This window comes from Pectobacterium sp. CHL-2024, assembly GCF_044751765.1.
In the GTDB taxonomy this organism is placed as follows: domain Bacteria; phylum Pseudomonadota; class Gammaproteobacteria; order Enterobacterales; family Enterobacteriaceae; genus Pectobacterium; species Pectobacterium brasiliense.
Map to the genome: position 1 here is coordinate 1 of NZ_JBIXKO010000012.1, position 17,659 is coordinate 17,659.

Annotated in this window: 19 protein-coding genes; 8 read left to right on the top strand and 11 right to left on the bottom strand. The window is 52.7% G+C overall.

Going from position 1 to position 17,659, the window contains the following annotated elements; genetic code table 11:
• Nucleotides 1-105 precede the first annotated feature (105 nt).
• Complete coding sequence (locus tag ACIPUG_RS16140) at nucleotides 106-675, bottom strand: DUF3251 domain-containing protein (RefSeq protein WP_180774637.1); 570 nt, start codon at nucleotides 673-675, stop codon at nucleotides 106-108.
• 219 nt (nucleotides 676-894) lie between these two features.
• On the opposite strand from ACIPUG_RS16140, the gene nrdR reads away from it, so the two are divergent.
• The 6 genes from nrdR (at nucleotide 895) to pgpA (ending at nucleotide 5,107) form a co-directional block, all read left to right on the top strand.
• Complete coding sequence (nrdR, locus tag ACIPUG_RS16145) at nucleotides 895-1,344, top strand: transcriptional regulator NrdR (protein WP_010282042.1); 450 nt, start codon at nucleotides 895-897, stop codon at nucleotides 1,342-1,344.
• Between the two features lie 35 nt (nucleotides 1,345-1,379).
• A complete protein-coding gene (gene ribD, locus ACIPUG_RS16150; RefSeq protein ID WP_400339260.1) occupies nucleotides 1,380-2,516 on the top strand; it encodes a bifunctional diaminohydroxyphosphoribosylaminopyrimidine deaminase/5-amino-6-(5-phosphoribosylamino)uracil reductase RibD in 1,137 nt (378 codons plus the stop codon).
• A 110-nt stretch (nucleotides 2,517-2,626) separates the two neighbouring features.
• A complete protein-coding gene (gene ribE, locus ACIPUG_RS16155; protein ID WP_012773708.1) occupies nucleotides 2,627-3,103 on the top strand; it encodes a 6,7-dimethyl-8-ribityllumazine synthase in 477 nt (158 codons plus the stop codon).
• Between the two features lie 24 nt (nucleotides 3,104-3,127).
• Entirely contained in the window at nucleotides 3,128-3,547 is a 420-nt protein-coding gene (gene nusB, locus ACIPUG_RS16160) for a transcription antitermination factor NusB (RefSeq protein ID WP_014914514.1), read from the top strand.
• Nucleotides 3,548-3,615: 68 nt separating this feature from the next.
• Complete coding sequence (thiL, locus tag ACIPUG_RS16165; RefSeq protein ID WP_203450138.1) at nucleotides 3,616-4,596, top strand: thiamine-phosphate kinase; 981 nt, start codon at nucleotides 3,616-3,618, stop codon at nucleotides 4,594-4,596.
• The gene (gene pgpA / locus ACIPUG_RS16170; RefSeq protein WP_010299080.1) at nucleotides 4,571-5,107 is read left to right on the top strand and encodes a phosphatidylglycerophosphatase A; all 537 of its coding nucleotides are present in this window, start codon (nucleotides 4,571-4,573) and stop codon (nucleotides 5,105-5,107) included. The genes thiL and pgpA overlap by 26 nt, the downstream gene beginning before the upstream one ends.
• Nucleotides 5,108-5,175: 68 nt before the next feature.
• Here the strand turns inward: pgpA and dxs are convergent, their stop codons facing one another.
• Genes dxs through xseB form a run of 3 tightly spaced genes read right to left on the bottom strand, consistent with a single transcriptional unit; the run spans nucleotide 5,176 to nucleotide 8,216 of the window.
• Nucleotides 5,176-7,041 (bottom strand): 1-deoxy-D-xylulose-5-phosphate synthase, encoded by a 1,866-nt coding sequence (dxs, locus tag ACIPUG_RS16175; RefSeq protein ID WP_400339262.1) that lies wholly within the window; start codon nucleotides 7,039-7,041, stop codon nucleotides 5,176-5,178.
• An 18-nt stretch (nucleotides 7,042-7,059) separates the two neighbouring features.
• A complete protein-coding gene (gene ispA, locus ACIPUG_RS16180) occupies nucleotides 7,060-7,971 on the bottom strand; it encodes a (2E,6E)-farnesyl diphosphate synthase (RefSeq protein WP_014914517.1) in 912 nt (303 codons plus the stop codon).
• Complete coding sequence (gene xseB, locus ACIPUG_RS16185) at nucleotides 7,968-8,216, bottom strand: exodeoxyribonuclease VII small subunit (RefSeq protein WP_400339264.1); 249 nt, start codon at nucleotides 8,214-8,216, stop codon at nucleotides 7,968-7,970. Before xseB ends, ispA begins: the two co-directional genes overlap by 4 nt.
• 252 nt (nucleotides 8,217-8,468) lie before the next feature.
• Between xseB and thiI the strand changes: the two genes are divergently transcribed.
• Entirely contained in the window at nucleotides 8,469-9,917 is a 1,449-nt protein-coding gene (gene thiI / locus ACIPUG_RS16190) for a tRNA uracil 4-sulfurtransferase ThiI (RefSeq protein WP_205567182.1), read from the top strand.
• Nucleotides 9,918-9,952: 35 nt separating this feature from the next.
• Here thiI and yajL read toward each other — a convergent pair whose 3' ends face one another.
• Together yajL and panE are read right to left on the bottom strand one after the other, a co-directional pair.
• Nucleotides 9,953-10,543: a protein deglycase YajL gene (gene yajL / locus ACIPUG_RS16195; RefSeq protein ID WP_014914519.1), complete on the bottom strand. Its 591-nt coding sequence runs from the start codon at nucleotides 10,541-10,543 to the stop codon at nucleotides 9,953-9,955.
• Nucleotides 10,506-11,414, bottom strand: a complete 909-nt coding sequence (panE, locus tag ACIPUG_RS16200; RefSeq protein WP_205593631.1) for a 2-dehydropantoate 2-reductase — start codon at nucleotides 11,412-11,414, stop codon at nucleotides 10,506-10,508. Before panE ends, yajL begins: the two co-directional genes overlap by 38 nt.
• 188 nt (nucleotides 11,415-11,602) lie before the next feature.
• Here panE and ACIPUG_RS16205 point away from each other — a divergent pair, with 188 nt between their 5' ends.
• Entirely contained in the window at nucleotides 11,603-12,094 is a 492-nt protein-coding gene (locus ACIPUG_RS16205; RefSeq protein ID WP_014914521.1) for a YajQ family cyclic di-GMP-binding protein, read from the top strand.
• Between the two features lie 55 nt (nucleotides 12,095-12,149).
• On the opposite strand, the gene ACIPUG_RS16210 is transcribed toward ACIPUG_RS16205, so the two are convergent.
• The 5 genes from ACIPUG_RS16210 to cyoB all read right to left on the bottom strand — a co-directional run bounded on the left by ACIPUG_RS16210 (nucleotide 12,150) and on the right by cyoB (nucleotide 17,656).
• The gene (locus ACIPUG_RS16210) at nucleotides 12,150-13,514 is read right to left on the bottom strand and encodes an MFS transporter (RefSeq protein ID WP_400339267.1); all 1,365 of its coding nucleotides are present in this window, start codon (nucleotides 13,512-13,514) and stop codon (nucleotides 12,150-12,152) included.
• Between the two features lie 309 nt (nucleotides 13,515-13,823).
• Nucleotides 13,824-14,714, bottom strand: coding sequence for a heme o synthase (gene cyoE, locus ACIPUG_RS16215; RefSeq protein WP_010282097.1), 891 nt, complete (start codon nucleotides 14,712-14,714; stop codon nucleotides 13,824-13,826).
• A gap of 14 nt (nucleotides 14,715-14,728) precedes the next feature.
• Nucleotides 14,729-15,061, bottom strand: a complete 333-nt coding sequence (locus ACIPUG_RS16220) for a cytochrome o ubiquinol oxidase subunit IV (RefSeq protein ID WP_010282099.1) — start codon at nucleotides 15,059-15,061, stop codon at nucleotides 14,729-14,731.
• The gene (locus tag ACIPUG_RS16225) at nucleotides 15,061-15,675 is read right to left on the bottom strand and encodes a cytochrome o ubiquinol oxidase subunit III (protein WP_014914524.1); all 615 of its coding nucleotides are present in this window, start codon (nucleotides 15,673-15,675) and stop codon (nucleotides 15,061-15,063) included. The genes ACIPUG_RS16220 and ACIPUG_RS16225 overlap by 1 nt, the downstream gene beginning before the upstream one ends.
• Complete coding sequence (cyoB, locus tag ACIPUG_RS16230; protein WP_014914525.1) at nucleotides 15,665-17,656, bottom strand: cytochrome o ubiquinol oxidase subunit I; 1,992 nt, start codon at nucleotides 17,654-17,656, stop codon at nucleotides 15,665-15,667. Before cyoB ends, ACIPUG_RS16225 begins: the two co-directional genes overlap by 11 nt.
• Nucleotides 17,657-17,659: the final 3 nt, after the last annotated feature.

Here is a 17,659-nt window from a genome sequence, read left to right on the forward strand (position 1 = left end):
TAGATCACAAAACTCTATGCCTGTCTTTTTTTACCCGCCCATTACTGGGGATTCCTCAGCGCCGAAGCGGGGTTTTTTGCATCTTAGCGTTGGGAAATGTGTTTACTAAGGGGACTCGGTGGCGGCAACAGGTGGCGGACTCTGTATTTCCTGAACCTGATGTAAACGAACAAAGCCGAGTTCTTCCGGCGACAGGCCGCTCAGGCGCAATTCAATAATCGCTTCGGCTTTTGGTAACAGAGTAGGGGAGACGACAAACGACTGTGTTTGCGTGTCGCCAGCTAAAGGCTTCCCGCTCACAGGATCGAGCCGTCCCCAGTCAAGCTGTGCGCCAAAGGCCGGTAGCCCCTTCGCATCAACCGTGCGAATGTGCAGCAACGCGCTTGTTCCGTTCGCTTCCGTCTCGATATTGCGTAACGACACGTTGAGTCTGCCAATACTGCTTTCCAGCACAGTGCTGGTTTGCGCTGCTGGCAGTAAATAAACGCCGGAGGTGGACTGGGAATTCAACGCATTTTGTCGCTCTAATGCCGTGGCCTGATCGGTCAGCGTTTGTAATTGCTGATTGAGCTGGCCTATCTGATTTTGCAATTTGGGCATCTGGCGCTGTTCAGCGCACCCTGCGAGCAAAATTAGCGCTGGCAGGAAGCTCAGTACGCGATATCGGGTTCTCATGTCTGTGGTTCCCCTTTCGATGTTTTTATTCATTGATCCGTTGATCCCTGTTGCTGAGTTTAGCTGTGATTAAGCCTAAGTCATAGGTGAGACAGCTTTTTTCATCCTGTTACCGGAAGAGATGCGAAACCCTTCGCAACGTGGATCAGGAGTTTTGGTTAGTCCGTTAATTCAGGGTAAACTGTCGCTACGTTTAAGGATTACTGGTCAGGACACATCATGCATTGCCCATTTTGTTCCGCTGTTGATACCAAAGTCATTGATTCCCGTCTGGTCGGCGAAGGTTCGCAAGTACGTCGTCGGCGGCAGTGTCTGGTTTGTCATGAACGCTTCACCACGTTTGAAGTGGCTGAACTGGTGATGCCGCGAGTCATCAAAAGCAATGAAGTACGCGAGCCTTTTAATGAGGATAAATTGCGTAGCGGCATGCTGAAGGCGCTGGAAAAAAGGCCGGTCAGTTCTGATGACGTCGAAATGGCACTTAATCACATTAAATCTCATCTTCGTGCGACCGGAGAACGCGAGGTGACTACCAAGATGGTGGGCAACCTGGTGATGGAAGCGTTGAGAAAACTGGATAAAGTGGCTTATATCCGCTTTGCATCGGTGTATCGCAGCTTTGAAGATATCCGCGAATTTGGCGAAGAAATTGCGCGTTTGCAGGATTAAGTCGCGTCGACGCAATAGAAATAAGAGGTTCGGGAATGAGCGCTTTTCAGGAAAACGGCCACTTGCCGCAGGATGAATTATACATGGCGCGCGCGCTAGAGCTGGCGCGCCGTGGCTGCTTCACGACAGCACCCAACCCTAATGTTGGCTGCGTGATTGTTCGTGATGGCGAAATTGTCGGTGAAGGCTATCATTTTCGTGCTGGTGAGCCACACGCTGAGGTGCATGCGCTGAGAATGGCGGGGGAGCGTGCACGTGGTGCGACGGCCTACGTCACGTTGGAACCGTGTAGCCACCATGGGCGAACACCGCCTTGCGCCGATGCGTTGATTACGGCTGGCGTTTCCCGCGTGGTTGCTGCGATGCAGGATCCGAATCCACAGGTGGCGGGGCGTGGTTTGCATCGCTTACAGCAAGCGGGGGTTGCTGTCAGTCATGGTTTGATGATGGCTGAAGCAGAGAAGGTAAATGTCGGCTTCCTGAAACGCATGCGGACGGGCTTTCCTTACGTGCAGCTTAAAATGGCGGCGTCTTTGGATGGGCGTACTGCGATGGCGTCGGGAGAAAGCCAGTGGATCACCTCACCGCAGGCGCGGCAGGATGTGCAGCGCTTTCGTGCGGAGAGTGCAGCGATTCTGAGCAGTAGTGCGACGGTGTTAGCTGACGACCCTTCTCTCACTGTACGCTGGTCAGAGCTGGGGGCCGATGTGCAGAAACGCTATTCAGAAGCGGATCTCAGGCAGCCCGTGCGGGTGATTGTGGACAGCCAGCAGCGCGTCACGCCACAGCATCGGATTGTTAGCCAACCGGGTGAGACCTGGCTGGTGCGCGTGCAGGCGGATGAACAAGCGTGGCCGCAGGGCGTTGAACAAGTGATGCTACCGCAGCACAATGGCGGTGTTGATCTGGTGGCGTTGATGATGGTGCTGGGGAGACGGCAGATTAACTCCGTCTGGGTCGAAGCCGGGGCCAGTCTGGCCGGTGCGCTGCTTAATGCTGGCGTTGTTGATGAACTTATCGTTTATCTTGCCCCCAAGCTGTTAGGTGAAAATGCCCGTTCGCTGTGCCTCTTGCCCGGACTGGATCAGCTGTCTCAGGCACCGGAATTTGATATCGCAGACGTTCGCCAGGTTGGCCCAGATTTGCGATTGCGCCTGAAACCTAAATTCTGACGTGTATGTAAATACGTGGCGCAGGTCCGACAAAACCGGATACGTGCCAACAAAAATTATGATAGAATCCGCCCCCCTGCGGGCCATAAAGACCAGATACAAGGAAAGCTATGAACGTTATTGAAGGTGTTGTTGCTACTCCTGATGCCCGTGTGGCGATTGCAATTGCGCGTTTTAACCATTTTATTAACGATAGCCTGCTGGAAGGTGCGATTGATGCACTGAAGCGCATCGGTCAGGTTAAAGATGAAAACATCACTGTTGTTTGGGTGCCAGGTGCTTACGAACTACCATTGACGGTTCGTGCGCTGACTAAAAGCGCAAAAAATGGCGGATATGATGCCGTGATTGCTCTGGGAACGGTCATCCGTGGTGGAACAGCGCATTTTGAATTTGTTGCTGGCGAATGTAGCTCAGGCCTGTCCTCTGTTGCGATGGACAGTGAAATCCCTGTTGCTTTCGGCGTTCTGACGACGGAAAGCATTGAGCAGGCGATTGAGCGTGCCGGTACGAAAGCGGGGAACAAAGGTGCTGAAGCTGCTTTGACCGCGCTAGAAATGATTAATGTATTGAAAGCGATTAAGTAAGCCTGATTAAGTAAGGGGAATTCCGTGAAACCTGCTGCTCGTCGCCGCGCTCGTGAATGTGCGGTTCAAGCGCTTTACTCCTGGCAGTTATCTAAAAATGATATTGCCGATGTTGAACACCAATTCCTGAGCGAGCAGGATGTCAAAGATGTCGACATTGCCTATTTCCGTGAATTGCTGGCGGGTGTTGCCACTCAGGCTGAGAAGCTTGATCAACTGATGGCACCTTTCCTGTCTCGTCAAATTGAGGAATTGGGACAGGTTGAAAAAGCGATTCTGCGTTTGGCGATGTTTGAGCTGAGCAAGCGCGAAGACGTTCCTTACAAGGTGGCGATTAACGAGGCCATCGAACTGGCTAAAATCTTCGGTGCTGAAGATAGCCATAAGTTTGTGAATGGCGTGCTGGACAAAGCTGCTCCGAGTGTACGGAAAGGCAAGAAGTAAAATGAATCGAATCAGGGCCGGATATCCGGCCCTGATCGCTTTTGAATGATAGGCTGGCTGGAAAGGTTATGGTTGAAGGTGAGTTTGACCTTATTGCCCGCTATTTTAATCGGGTCCGAAGTTCACGTCGCGATGTTGAGTTAGGCATCGGTGATGACTGTGCGTTACTGACGGTGGCAGATAAGCAGATGCTGGCGGTGAGTACCGACACGCTGGTATCTGGCGTTCATTTCCTACCTGATATCGATCCCGCCGATTTGGGTTACAAATCTCTGGCGGTCAATTTAAGCGATCTGGCTGCAATGGGCGCCGATCCTGCCTGGCTTTCTCTGGCCATTACCCTACCTAAAAGCAATAGCCAGTGGCTATCCGCGTACAGCGACAGCTTGTTTGAACTGCTTGATTACTATGGTATGCAGTTGGTCGGGGGGGATACGACGCGCGGCCCGCTGAGTCTGACGCTGACTATCCACGGTCTGGTGCCAGCAGGTCGGGCGTTGACGCGCCGCGGAGCCAGAATTGGTGACTGGATTTATGTTACTGGTTCATTAGGCGACAGCGCGGCTGGTCTGGCTATCCTCCAGAATACCCTGCACGTTGAGGATGAACAGGCACGTCAGGGATTGATCCAACGTCATCTTCGTCCTCAGCCGAGAATCCTGCAAGGTCAGGCGTTGCGCGATCTGGCCAGCTCGGCCATCGATCTTTCCGACGGCCTCATCTCCGATCTACAGCATATACTTAAAGCCAGCGAATGCGGCGCGCGTATTAATCTGGAATCGATCCCACAATCTGATTGGCTACGGGGCTGCGTCGATGAAGAACAGGCGTTGCGTTGGGCGCTATCTGGCGGCGAAGACTATGAGCTGTGCTTCACCGTGCCGGAAATTAACCGTGGTGCGCTGGAACTGGCCTTGGGGCATCTCGGCGCTGACTACACCTGCATCGGGCAAATCGGGCCTTCCTCTGAAGGGCTACGCTTTTTCAGGGATAATAAAGCGACCGAGCTGAACTGGAAGGGGTATGACCATTTTAGCGAGCAAAACTGACTCTGCGAACAAGGCGAAAGGTGCTGAAGTGGCAAAACGCCGCTTACGGCTGAGTAACCCGTGGCACCTGCTGGCAACCGGGTTTGGCAGCGGTCTGTCTCCCTGGATGCCGGGTACGGTAGGATCGCTGGCGGCGATTCCACTGTGGTACCTCATGTCGTTCCTGCCGCTTGAATTGTATTCGCTGTTGGTCATGCTGAGCATTTGTATCGGTGTTTACCTGTGCCATCAGACCGCGAAAGATATGGGCGTTCACGATCACGGCAGCATCGTCTGGGACGAATTTGTCGGCATGTGGATTACCCTGATGGCAATCCCGGTGGATAAATGGCAATGGGTGGCGGCAGGGTTTGTCGTCTTCCGCTGTCTGGATATCTGGAAACCCTGGCCGATTCGCTGGTTCGATCGCAACGTGCATGGCGGCATGGGGATCATGATCGATGATATTGTCGCGGGGGTGATCTCTGCGGGGATTATCTACTTCATCGGCTATCACTGGCCGATATTCTGACGCTATTGTGTTATTGAACGACTGACATTATTGAACCGGGGCCATGTACCCCGGTTATCGTTAGCGGCTTATTCCATCCACTGCGCGATTCTGCGCTCGATGCCTGCGGCATCAAGACCCAGATCGGCACGGATTTCTTCCTGAGAACCTTGTGGGATAAAGACGTCCGGCAGCCCAATGTTCAGCACCGAGACAGCAAGGCGTTTCGCCATCAGGAACTCATTCACGCCGCTTCCTGCGCCGCCCATGACCGCATTCTCTTCCAGCGTCACAAACGTGCTGTGGGACTGCGCCAGCTCTTCAAGTAACGCTTCATCCAGTGGCTTAACAAAACGCATGTCGACGAGCGTGGCGTTTAACTTCTCTGCCGCAATCTGAGCTTCTGGCAATAGCGTCCCGAAATTCAGGATTGCGATCGTTTCGCCCTGACGACGCACTACGCCTTTACCGATTGGCAGTTCTGATAGTGGCGTCAGCGCCGTACCCGTACCGTTTCCGCGCGGATAGCGCACCGCCGTGGGGCCTTTCTGGTAGTGATAGCCCGTGTGCAGCATCTGGCGACACTCATTTTCATCGCTAGGCGTCATGATGATCATGTTCGGGATACAGCGTAAGAAAGAGAGATCGAACGCGCCCTGATGCGTTTGTCCATCCGCACCAACAATACCGCCGCGATCGATAGCAAACAGAACGGGTAGATTCTGGATCGCCACATCGTGGATGACCTGATCGTAGGCACGTTGTAGGAAAGTAGAGTAAATGGCGACAACCGGATGATAACCACCGACAGCCAGACCGGCAGCAAACGTGACGGCATGCTGTTCGGCAATCGCGACGTCAAAATATTGCTGTGGATAATCGCGGGAGAATTGCACCATGCCCGAGCCTTCGCGCATTGCAGGTGTGATTGCCATCAGCTTGCTGTCTTTGGCGGCCGTTTCTTGTAGCCATTGACCGAAGATTTTGGAATAGGTGGGTTGGGCACCTTCTTTGCTTTTCGGCAATGTACCGCTGGCCGGATCGAATTTCGGCACGGCGTGCCAGCTAATCGGATCCTGCTCGGCTGGGGCGTAACCTTTGCCTTTCTTCGTCATGATATGCAGGAGCTGCGGGCCTTTCAGGCTGCGCATATTTTTCAGCGTATGCGCCAGTGCTTGGACGTCATGACCATCAACTGGGCCGATATAGTTAAAACCCAGCTCTTCAAATAACGTGCCCGGCACGACCATGCCTTTAAGGTGTTCTTCGGTGCGTTTCACTAGCTCTTTGATCGGCGGCAGGCCGGATAAGACCTTTTTACCGCCTTCGCGCAGGCTGGCGTAGAGCTTGCCGGATAGCAGTTGCGCCAGATGGTTGTTCAGTGCGCCGACGTTTTCTGAAATCGACATTTCATTGTCGTTCAGCACAACCAGCAGATCGGATTTGATGTCGCCCGCATGGTTCATCGCCTCAAAGGCCATGCCCGCGGTAATCGCGCCGTCGCCAATCACACAAACGGTACGGCGGCCTTTGCCTTCACGCTCGGCCGCAACGGCCATGCCCAGCCCGGCACTGATTGAGGTGGATGAATGCCCGACGCTTAATACGTCATATTCGCTTTCATCACGCCATGGAAAAGGGTGCAAGCCGCCTTTTTGACGGATCGTTGAAATATGATCGCGACGACCGGTAATGATCTTGTGCGGATAAGCCTGATGGCCGACATCCCACACCAGATGATCGAAAGGGGTGTTATAGACGTAATGCAGTGCAACCGTTAATTCAACCGTCCCTAACCCTGAAGCAAAATGGCCGCTTGAACGGCTGACGCTGTCCAGCAAATATTGGCGCAGCTCATCGCACAGCTTTGGCAAGCTCTCTTTCGGCAACAACCGAAGTTCATCCGGTGTTTCCACTAACGCCAATGTAGGGTACTTCGCGGTATCAAAACTCATTAGAGACTCATTAGGTAATTACTTATCGCGTTCAACGATGAAATTCGCCAGCGCTTGTAATGGGGCAATATTCAGGGGAATTGAGCTGGATGCGACGAGGTCGTCAAGCGATGCCAGTGATTCCTGATAGAGCTCCTGTGCTTTTTTTCGTGCGTTATCTAACCCCAGTAAACTGGGATAGGTGCTTTTACCTAGCTGCTGGTCTGCACCCTGACGTTTGCCTGTCGTCGCGCTGTCGCCAACAACATCGAGAATATCGTCCTGAACCTGAAAAGCGAGCCCAATCGCATTAGCGTAGCGATCCAGATGGGGCAACGCGTCGCGGCCTGCTTCACCGGCTGCTAACGCGCCTAGTCGGACTGCAGCGCGAATCAAGGCACCGGTTTTGTGGCGGTGAATCCGCTCTAACGCGGCCAGATCGACCTGATGACCTTCCGCTTCCAGATCGAAAGCCTGACCACCGCACATGCCTGCTACGCCACTGGCGTGAGCCAATTCTGAGAGCATCGCCAGCCGATCGCGGTCAGAGACCTGTGGCATTGGTGCATCGGCCAAAATGGAGAACGCCAGCGTTTGTAATGCATCGCCTGCCAAAATGGCATTGGCTTCGCCAAATTTGATGTGGCAGGTCGGCTGCCCACGGCGTAAATCGTCGTCGTCCATCGCCGGCAGATCGTCATGAATCAATGAATAGGCATGGATACATTCGACTGCCGCGGCAGGGGCATCCAGACTCTCTAACGGCATGCCAAAAAGTTCGCCAGTAGTATAAACCAGAAACGGGCGAAGGCGTTTGCCTCCTAAGAGTGAGCCATACTCCATCGCATTGACCAGTGGACTACTCTGAAAGGGGAGGTCGGCGATGAAATGCCCCAACATACGGTTAGTGCGTTGGTAATGCGCATTCAGTTTCGTGCTGAAATCGGTCATAGCGAGTTGTTATCCGGCGTAAACGGTGACAGCGGCGCTTCGGGATCGTCGCTCAGCAGGATTTGTACGCGCTGTTCTGCCTGTTGCAGTTTTTGCTGACCCTGGCGAGCGAGCTGGATGCCATGCTCAAACTCATTTAGCGCATCGTCCAGCGGCAGTTCGCCTGATTCTAGGCGGGTAACGATTTTTTCCAGTTCGTTCAGCGAGCTTTCAAAGCTGACTGGCTGCTCGGTCTTCTTAGGCATAGTGGTTTCAGAATCCTGGTGTTATACGCCGTTGGCTTGTGGCGGCAGAGCGTGGTGTTGCGTGTGGTCATCCGTGGATGCGCAACAATTATACGGTTAAAGCGCACAGTATATCTTCATATAATGATATACTCCGCGCCCTGGATGCTATTGGTAAAATCATCCCTGTTCTGGCTGATTTTACCGATAACGTGATTTTAGTGCTCAGGGTAAATTTATTTACGCCTTTCTGACCAAGTAACGACAGCCACCATGAAGTTTATCATTAAATTGTTCCCGGAAATCACCATCAAGAGCCAATCTGTGCGGTTGCGCTTTATCAAGATTCTAACCGGAAACATTCGCAACGTATTAAAACACTATGATGAAACGCTGGCGGTTGTCCGTCACTGGGATCATATCGAAGTTCGGGCCAAAGACGAAAGCCAGCGTGAGGCAATTCGTGATGCGCTGACAAGAATTCCCGGCATTCACCATATTCTGGAAGTTGAAGATCACGCCTATACCGACGTGCACAATATCTTTGAACAAGCGCTGGTGCTGTACCGTGAACGGTTGGAAGGCAAGACGTTTTGTGTGCGAGTGAAACGCCGCGGTAAGCATGAATTCAGCTCACAGGATGTAGAACGCTACGTCGGCGGTGGTTTGAACCAGCACATTGAAACGGCGCGAGTTAACCTCACTGCACCGCAGGTCACCGTGCATCTGGAAATCGAGCAGGACCGTCTGCTGCTGATTAAGGGGCGCTATGAAGGTATCGGCGGTTTCCCGATCGGTACGCAAGAAGATGTGCTGTCACTGATTTCCGGTGGTTTCGACTCCGGCGTATCCAGCTATATGTTGATGCGTCGCGGATGTCGCGTGCATTACTGCTTCTTCAACCTTGGCGGTGCAGCACATGAGATTGGGGTGAAACAGGTCGCCCATTATCTGTGGAACCGTTTTGGTAGCTCACATCGGGTGCGTTTTATTGCTATCGACTTCGATCCTGTCGTGGGTGAAATTCTCGAGAAGGTCGACGACGGCCAAATGGGCGTCGTGCTGAAGCGCATGATGGTGCGTGCGGCCTCCAAAGTTGCTGAGCGTTACGGTGTTCAGGCGCTGGTGACGGGTGAAGCGTTAGGGCAGGTCTCTAGCCAGACGCTGACCAACCTGCGTTTGATCGATAATGCCTCCGACACGCTGATTCTGCGTCCGCTGATTTCTCATGATAAAGAACACATTATCAAACAGGCTCGCGAACTGGGGACGGAAGATTTCGCCAAAACGATGCCGGAATACTGTGGTGTGATCTCGAAAAGCCCGACGGTGAAGGCAGTGAAAGCGAAGATTGAGGCAGAAGAAAGCCACTTCGATTTTGCTATTCTGGATCGCGTGGTGAGTGAAGCCCGGAATATTGATATCCGTGAGATCGCCGAGCAGACCAAGCAAGACGTGGTTGAAGTGGAAACGGTTGCGTCATTTGCGCCAACCGACGTGCTGCTGGATATCCGTGCGCCGGATGAGCAGGACGATAAGCCGCTTGAACTTGATCAGGTCGAAATCAAATCCTTACCGTTCTACAAGCTGGGTACGCAGTTTGGCGATTTGGATCAGAGCAAAACCTATCTGCTCTATTGTGAGCGTGGTGTGATGAGCCGCTTGCAGGCGCTATACCTGCGTGAGCAAGGTTTTACCAATGTGAAGGTATACCGTCCGTAATATAGAAAGGCGCGCAAGCGCCTTTTTCATCTACGTTAATCGCGATAGTTATGAATACCCGGTGGCAGGATGAGCTGTGCGGCGACTTCGGCGGCTTTTTCTTTTCCCAGCAGCAAGTCAATGATCTTCAAAGCGAAATCCATGCTGGTGCCTGGCCCTTGCGTGGTTAACAGATTCACGCGCGGATCGTAGACGACACGCTTTTCCATCCATTTTTCTGGCGCAATCTTATCCTTAAACGCAGGATAGCCCGTCATGTTTCCGACGGGGAACAGTTGATGATATTCCAGCACCAGCGCAGGCGTTGCACACATCGCAGCGACAATTTTCCCTTCCAGATGCGCTTGTCGAATGCATTCCACCAATATTGGGCTATCGCGAAAGCACTCTGCACCTTGCAGCCCACCTGGTAACACCAGCACATCGAAAGGCCGATCGGCGACGGCAGCCAGTGGGGCATCCGCCAGCAGCCTTACCCCACGTGAGCAGACGATTTCAAGATTGCCATCGCTGGCTACGCTGGCAAGCGTGACCTGAATACCTGCCCGGACAAGCAAATCGATGGTCGTGACGGCTTCAGTTTCTTCACTACCAGGTGCCAGACACACCAGTGCCGATGCGGTCATAATCATTTTCCTTTTGCTTAATGTAGTCAAACAGACGGGCATTTTCGGGGAGCGTCAGGCCGTGGAGGCGCGCTCTGTGCAGTAAATACCCGGTAATGTAATCAATTTCGGTATGCCGCTGAGCGATGATGTCCTGCAACATCGATGAGGTGTTTGCCGCCGTGTTCTGAATAATTTGATTCACGTAGAGCAGCAGACTATCTCCCGATGTATGGAAGCCTTCCCGTTCCATGACGCTGGCCACTTCCTGACAAAGTGACACAATCAGTTCTGGATAGGCAGAAAGTTCGCCATTAGTGCAGTGATATTTCACCGTCAGCGGATTGATGACGCAGTTAGCCGCCAGTTTCAGCCAGCAGGTGGCGCTAATGTTGGTGTGCCAGGCCACATCAGGCAAGGCCTGATGCAGCACCTCAGCTAAATGGCTTTGGCTGCTGTCACCGTTAAATGTGCCAATGTGCGTTGTGCCTGCCGCAACGTGTACGACGTTATTGATGTCGCGTCGGGCTGCGTGGGTGGTGATACCGAGCACTAGCGGCTGTTGTAGCGGCGGTAATTCTTCCCGTGTGCCCATCCCATTGTGTAAAAGTAGAATCGTGCACTGTGGGTTGAGCTGCGGCAACAGCATGGTAACGGCATCGGAAACCTGCCAGGCTTTTAGCGTCACCAGCAGAAGTTCGCTTTGGGCAAGGTGATCGGGGTCGTTCGCTGTCAGGTTGAGATTACAGTGCTGGCCGTCCAACATGGTGACATTGACTGGACAATACGGTTGCGGAATGCGCAGCCATCCCTGGACATCATGCCCTTGCTGATGTAACGCAGCGAGCCAAAGTTGACCCAGCGCGCCACAGCCAAGAACGGTGATTTTCATGTACGTCTCCCCTATTTGATGCGGGCGCTGTCGTTCTGCCATGATAGGCTATCATTCATGTCACGATCTTGTGTTATTCGGCCTGTTTGCCGGATGCCGAGTAAAAATCGGGATTGTGTCTGGCATCTTGCTTATCGCAGAAGAGCGGTTATTATGCTCGCCAGCCAAATTTGTCAGGAGAGCGAATTATGCCATCTTTCGATATTGTTTCGGAAATTGATATGCAGGAAGTCCGTAACGCGGTGGAAAATGCGACGCGCGATCTGAGCACCCGTTGGGATTTTCGTAATGTTCCGGCCAGCTTTGAACTGAATGAGAAATCACAGAGTATCAAAGTGGCCAGCGAGTCTGATTTTCAGGTACAACAGCTGGTTGATATTCTGCGTGAAAAGCTGGTTAAGCGCGGTATTGAAGGCGGTTCGCTGGATATCCCAGAAGAAATGGAACACAGCGGAAAAACGTACAGCGTGGAAGCGAAGCTGAAGCAAGGTATTGAAACGACGCTGGCGAAGCAAATCATCAAGCTGATTAAAGACAGCAAGCTGAAAGTGCAGGCGCAGATTCAGGGTGAACAGGTTCGCGTCACCGGTAAATCACGTGATGACTTACAGGGTGTGATGGCGTTGATTCGCGGCGGGAATCTGGGGCAGCCGTTCCAGTTTACCAACTTCCGCGATTGATACTTTTAGTCAGCCGCCGATGAACAGAAAGGCCAGCAAAAGCTGGCCTTTCTATTTAGTTCTGTCCTACCAGCTGTTCTAGCTGCTGCCGATTGGTCTTTTTGTTGTCGATCTTCACATAGGCGCTCTGTTCATCCGGTACGACGACAACTTCTGCAACGCCGGGTTGGGTACGTATTTTCTGTTCCAATTCACTATCGCGCAGCGCTAAATCAGGCAGTGTAATTCTGAGGCTGCTGAGATAAGGCGGTTCTTGCATGGTGAAGCTGACGAGTAGCCAGATGGCCGCAATGGCCGCGCCAGCCATAAAGACGGCAGATGCGCCATAAAGCTCAAACAGTCCGCCGCCGAGGCTCCCGCCAATTGCCACACCGATAAACTGCGTGGTGGAATAAACGCCCATCGCGGTGCCTTTATACCCTGCTGGTGATTCCTTGCTAATCAGCGATGGCAGCAGCGCTTCCATGACGTTGAAGGCCAGGAAGAACAGCTGTACGCCGATGATAATTTGCCAAAGATGGTTACCCGCCGCCCATAAGACAACCTCTGCAGCGATCAGCACCACGATGCAGCCGATGAAGACCTGCTTCATTCGTCTTTTCACTTCCGCATAAATGATGAAAGGCACGACGCCGGCAAAAGAGATCAGCATGGTGGTCAGATAGACTTTCCAGTGATCCTGTGGTGCTAACCCTCCGGATTCCATGACTCGGGGGAGGGCGACGAAGCTCGACATCAATAAAATATGCAGACACATGATGCCGATGTTCAGCTTCAGCAGGCGGCTATTGCTGAGCACTTTGCGGAAACTGCCGCGCACCATCGCCGATTCTCGATTCAGAATGTGCTCAGGTGCGGAAGGAATCAGCGTCAGGGTAATGACAATACCTGCGAGTGACAGAAGGGCGATGCCCCAGAAGAGCGCCTGTAAACCGAAGGCATGGGTAACGATAGGCCCAACGACCATCGCGATAGCAAAGGTGACGCCGAAGCTCACGCCGATAAACGCCATGGCTTTGGTTCGGTTCTGCTCACGCGTCAGGTCGGAAAGCAGCGCCATAACGGCAGCGGAGATTGCCCCCGCGCCTTGCAGTGCCCGGCCAAGGATAATGCCCCAGATAGAGTCGCTCAGTGCAGCGATGACGCTGCCGAGAGCAAAAATCAACAATCCTCCAACGATCAGAGGTTTTCTGCCGATGCGGTCAGAGGCCAGGCCGAAGGGAATCTGGAAAATAGCCTGCATCAGGCCATAAATGCCAATGGCAATACCGATCAGCGCTTCACTGGCCCCCTGTAAGGCCATGCCGTAAGTTGTCAGGACAGGCAGCACCATAAACATGCCAAGCATGCGCAGTGAAAAAACGGCTCCCAAGCCCCATGTGGCGCGTAATTCGCCAGGGGTCATTTTATTATCGTTCATGTGTACCTCTGAAAAGCAATTGCCACTATTTTAGTGCGTTCTTGGTCAGACAGTAAACGATAGGTTTGTTACGTGATTTGGCGGAGGAGAAAGTAGGGGAGGGGAAAAGAAAAAAACGCAGGGGGCGTTTTTCAACGTCGCTGGCGATGGCCCGAAGGGGGGGGAGAGCAGGAAGGTCGACATAAAAAAATGCAGGGAACATTTTCCAACATTGCATGACGGTCTGAAGGGGACGTGCAGAAAACATGACATAAAAAAACAGGCGGACAAGCCACCTGTTTTTCTTAATATATGTAACGCTACTTGTGATTAACGCAGGTAGGTCAGCATGATTTCATGCGCGGGTGCCATTGAATCCACGGACATCATGACGCTCAGTGACGTAATCGCGACAATGGAGAAAACAAACAGTTTTCTTGCCCATACACGGTCATCAATCGCATTTTTATAGCCTGACAGCGCCATACCCAACCACCAGACGCTCACTGCTGCGGCAACGATCAGATATTTATAGCCAGCGTAACCGCCGAGAGACAGCATCAAGGTTGCTACCGCAAACGCTACGATATAGAGCGTGATGTGGTGTTTCGCAACGGAGATGCCTTTCACAACAGGCAGAACCGGGATATTGGCGGCCTGATAATCCTTGAAGCGGAAAATCGCAATCGCGTAGGAATGCGGCATCTGCCACAGGCTAAAGATCAGCAGCAGAATCAACGCGCCAGCGTCGAACTGGTTGCTGACGGCACAGTAACCGATAACCGGTGGTGCCGCGCCAGACAGGCTGCCAATCAGCGTGCCATAAACAGAATGCCGCTTCATGTACAGACTATATACACCGACATACACAACGAAGCCCATCACCGCCAGCCACATGGCCAGCGGGTTAGCCGCGATGTAAAGCAGAGCAAAGCCCGCAATACCTAACAGCGATGCGTAAACCAGCGTTACCTTCAGCGAAATCAGTCCCTTTACCAGAACCCGATTTTTGGTTCTCTCCATTTTCTTGTCGATGTCGCGGTCAATGACGTTGTTAAACACGCAGCCAGATGCAACGACTAACGACACACCCACGAGGGTGGCGAAAAACAGGGGATAATCAATGCGGCCTTGGGCCGCAAGGAGAAATCCACCGATAACGGAAATCAGATTTCCGAAAATAATTCCTGGTTTAGTAACTTGCAGGTATTGCTTAATCATCTTTTACGGCTCTGTTACTGGATCATCATATTGTGGTGTGCGCTCATCATAATCCAGATGGAGCCCACGACGACAATAGCGATAATCAGGACGGCAAACACAAGAGCCACCACGTTCCAGCGCTCTTCTGAGGACGTATTCAGGTGCAGGAAGTACACCAGATGCACCAGAATCTGAACCACTGCACATCCCACCACCGTGAAAAGGATGGCGCTATGCGAGGCAGTGCCGCTCATGACCATACTGAAAGGAATCACTGTCAAAATCACAGACAGAACAAAACCTATCACGTATGACTTAACGCTGCCGTGGCTGGCACCTGAATGATCGGTTGTTGAATGACTCATTACATCGCCCCCAGCAGATAAACAACGGTGAAGACACAGATCCATACCACGTCGAGGAAGTGCCAGAACAGACTCAGGCACATCAGACGTGTTTTGTTGGTTGCAGTCAGGCCACGTTTAGAGACCTGAATCATCATGATGACCAACCAGATCAGACCGCCCGTTACGTGGAGCCCGTGAGTGCCGACCAGTGCGAAGAAGGCTGACAGGAACGCGCTGCGATCCGGGCCATAGCCTTCCACGATCAGATGATGGAACTCATAGATTTCCATCCCGATAAACACCAGACCGAACAGGAAGGTCACGCCTAACCAGGTATTAACCTGAGATTTGTTGCCCTTGTTCATGGCGATCATCGCCATGCCGTAGGTAATACTACTGAACAACAGCGCGAACGTTTCCACCAGCACGAAAGGTAGTTGGAAAAGCTCTTTCCCGCTTGGGCCACCCGCAGTACCGTTAACCAGTACCGCATAGGTCGCGAACAGTGACCCGAAAATAATCAGGTCGCTCATCAGGTAGACCCAGAAGCCGAATACTTTATTGGCGCCTGTGTCGTGGTGCCCATGCTCTGCATGGGCGGTATTGTGGTTAGTCAGAGTTTCAGTTGACATGTTTCACGCCTGCCTTACTGAGTTGATCAAAATTCTGATTCTCAATTTGCTCAATTTCTTTAACCGGCACGTAGTAATCCACGTCTTGATTAAAGCTATGCACAATCCAGGTCACAATCATGCCTGCGAAGCCAGCGATGGCCAGCCACCAGATATGCCAGATCATGGCAAAACCGAATACCAGGCTGAATGCGGAGATAATCACACCGGCGCCGGTGTTCTTCGGCATGTGAATCTCTTCATAGCTGGCAGGGCGCTTGTAAGCTTCACCTTTCTCTTTCGCTTCCCAGAACGCATCACGCTCGTCAACATGCGGCACGACAGCGAAGTTGTAGAACGGCGCAGGAGAAGAGGTTGCCCACTCCAGCGTACGTCCACCCCACGGATCGCCCGTCAGGTCACGGTTCTGGTGACGGTCACGGATACTGACGTAGAACTGGATCACCTGACACAGCACACCGATACCGATCAGCACTGCACCGATGGATGCCACAACCAGCAAGGCGTGGAATTCAGGGTTGATTTGCTGACTCAGACGACGCGTCATCCCCATGAAGCCGAGGACGTACAGCGGCATGAAGGCAACGAAGAAGCCAATAATCCAGAACCAGAACGCACGTTTACCCCAGGTTTCGTTCAGGGTGAAACCAAAGGCTTTCGGGAACCAGTAAGTGATACCCGCGAAGCAACCAAACACGACGCCGCCGATGATCACGTTATGGAAGTGAGCAATCAGGAACAGGCTGTTGTGCAGGACAAAGTTCGCGCCCGGTACGGCCAGCAGTACGCCGGTCATCCCACCGATGGTGAAGGTGATGATGAAACCCGTGGTCCACAGCATCGTGGAGTGAGACTGAATACGGCCTTGATACATGGTGAACAGCCAGTTGAAGATTTTAACCCCGGTTGGGATTGAAATAATCATGGTGGCTATACCGAAGAAGGCGTTGACGTTCGCGCCGGACCCCATGGTAAAGAAGTGGTGCAGCCAAACGATGAACGACAGAACCGTAATCGCAATGGTTGCCCACACCAGTGAGGTGTAGCCAAACAGACGTTTTTTACAGAAGGTAGCAACCACTTCGGAGTAAACACCAAAGATCGGCAGCACCAGAATGTAAACCTCAGGATGACCCCATGCCCAAATCAGGTTGATGTACATCATCATGTTGCCACCCATATCATTGGTAAAGAAATGGGTGCCGAGGTAACGGTCAAGCGTCAGCAGCGCAATGGTAACGGTCAATATCGGGAATGCGGCGATGATCAGCACGTTGGTACACAGTGCTGTCCAGGTAAATACTGGCATTTTCATCAGCGTCATGCCAGGTGCGCGCATCTTCAGAATGGTGGCGAAGAAGTTAACACCCGTCAGCGTAGTACCGATACCGGATATCTGTAGACTCCATATCCAGTAATCGACCCCGACGCCGGGACTGTACTCCTTTCCTGAAAGCGGCGGATAAGCCACCCAACCCGTCTGCGCGAACTCACCGACCCCAAGAGAGAGGTTGATCAAGATAACGCCGACAACAAACAGCCAGAAGCTGAGGGAGTTCAGGAAGGGGAAAGCAACGTCACGCGCACCGATCTGCAAGGGAACCGCAAGGTTCATCAGACCAACGACGAACGGTGTCGCCACGAAGAAGATCATGATCACACCGTGCGCGGTGAAAATCTGATCGTAGTGGTGAGCGTTTAGGAAGCCTTCTTGCCCGGCAGAGGCCAAAACCTGCTGGCCGCGCATCATGATGGCATCGGCAAAACCACGAATCATCATCACCAGACCGACGATGATGTACATGATACCGATTTTCTTGTGGTCGACGGAGGTGAACCATTCGGCCCACAGCCATTTCCACTTACCGAAATAGGTTATTGCCGCCAGCAGCGCAAGGCCGCCAACGATGATCGCCGCCACGGTGACCATGATAATGGGTTCGTGATACGGAACCGCATCGAGTGTAAGTTTTCCGAACATCGT

Bases quoted from the DNA above. Each gene is read 5' to 3' on its own strand.
- ACIPUG_RS16140 (WP_180774637.1), bottom strand. From the start codon at position 675: ATGAGAACCCGATATCGCGTACTGAGCTTCCTGCCAGCGCTAATTTTG.
- nrdR (WP_010282042.1), top strand. From the start codon at position 895: ATGCATTGCCCATTTTGTTCCGCTGTTGATACCAAAGTCATTGATTCC.
- ribD (WP_400339260.1), top strand. From the start codon at position 1,380: ATGAGCGCTTTTCAGGAAAACGGCCACTTGCCGCAGGATGAATTATAC.
- ribE (WP_012773708.1), top strand. From the start codon at position 2,627: ATGAACGTTATTGAAGGTGTTGTTGCTACTCCTGATGCCCGTGTGGCG.
- thiL (WP_203450138.1), top strand. From the start codon at position 3,616: ATGGTTGAAGGTGAGTTTGACCTTATTGCCCGCTATTTTAATCGGGTC.
- pgpA (WP_010299080.1), top strand. From the start codon at position 4,571: ATGACCATTTTAGCGAGCAAAACTGACTCTGCGAACAAGGCGAAAGGT.
- dxs (WP_400339262.1), bottom strand. From the start codon at position 7,041: ATGAGTTTTGATACCGCGAAGTACCCTACATTGGCGTTAGTGGAAACA.
- ispA (WP_014914517.1), bottom strand. From the start codon at position 7,971: ATGACCGATTTCAGCACGAAACTGAATGCGCATTACCAACGCACTAAC.
- xseB (WP_400339264.1), bottom strand. From the start codon at position 8,216: ATGCCTAAGAAGACCGAGCAGCCAGTCAGCTTTGAAAGCTCGCTGAAC.
- thiI (WP_205567182.1), top strand. From the start codon at position 8,469: ATGAAGTTTATCATTAAATTGTTCCCGGAAATCACCATCAAGAGCCAA.
- yajL (WP_014914519.1), bottom strand. From the start codon at position 10,543: ATGACCGCATCGGCACTGGTGTGTCTGGCACCTGGTAGTGAAGAAACT.
- panE (WP_205593631.1), bottom strand. From the start codon at position 11,414: ATGAAAATCACCGTTCTTGGCTGTGGCGCGCTGGGTCAACTTTGGCTC.
- ACIPUG_RS16205 (WP_014914521.1), top strand. From the start codon at position 11,603: ATGCCATCTTTCGATATTGTTTCGGAAATTGATATGCAGGAAGTCCGT.
- ACIPUG_RS16210 (WP_400339267.1), bottom strand. From the start codon at position 13,514: ATGAACGATAATAAAATGACCCCTGGCGAATTACGCGCCACATGGGGC.
- cyoE (WP_010282097.1), bottom strand. From the start codon at position 14,714: ATGATTAAGCAATACCTGCAAGTTACTAAACCAGGAATTATTTTCGGA.
- ACIPUG_RS16220 (WP_010282099.1), bottom strand. From the start codon at position 15,061: ATGAGTCATTCAACAACCGATCATTCAGGTGCCAGCCACGGCAGCGTT.
- ACIPUG_RS16225 (WP_014914524.1), bottom strand. From the start codon at position 15,675: ATGTCAACTGAAACTCTGACTAACCACAATACCGCCCATGCAGAGCAT.
- cyoB (WP_014914525.1), bottom strand. From the start codon at position 17,656: ATGTTCGGAAAACTTACACTCGATGCGGTTCCGTATCACGAACCCATT.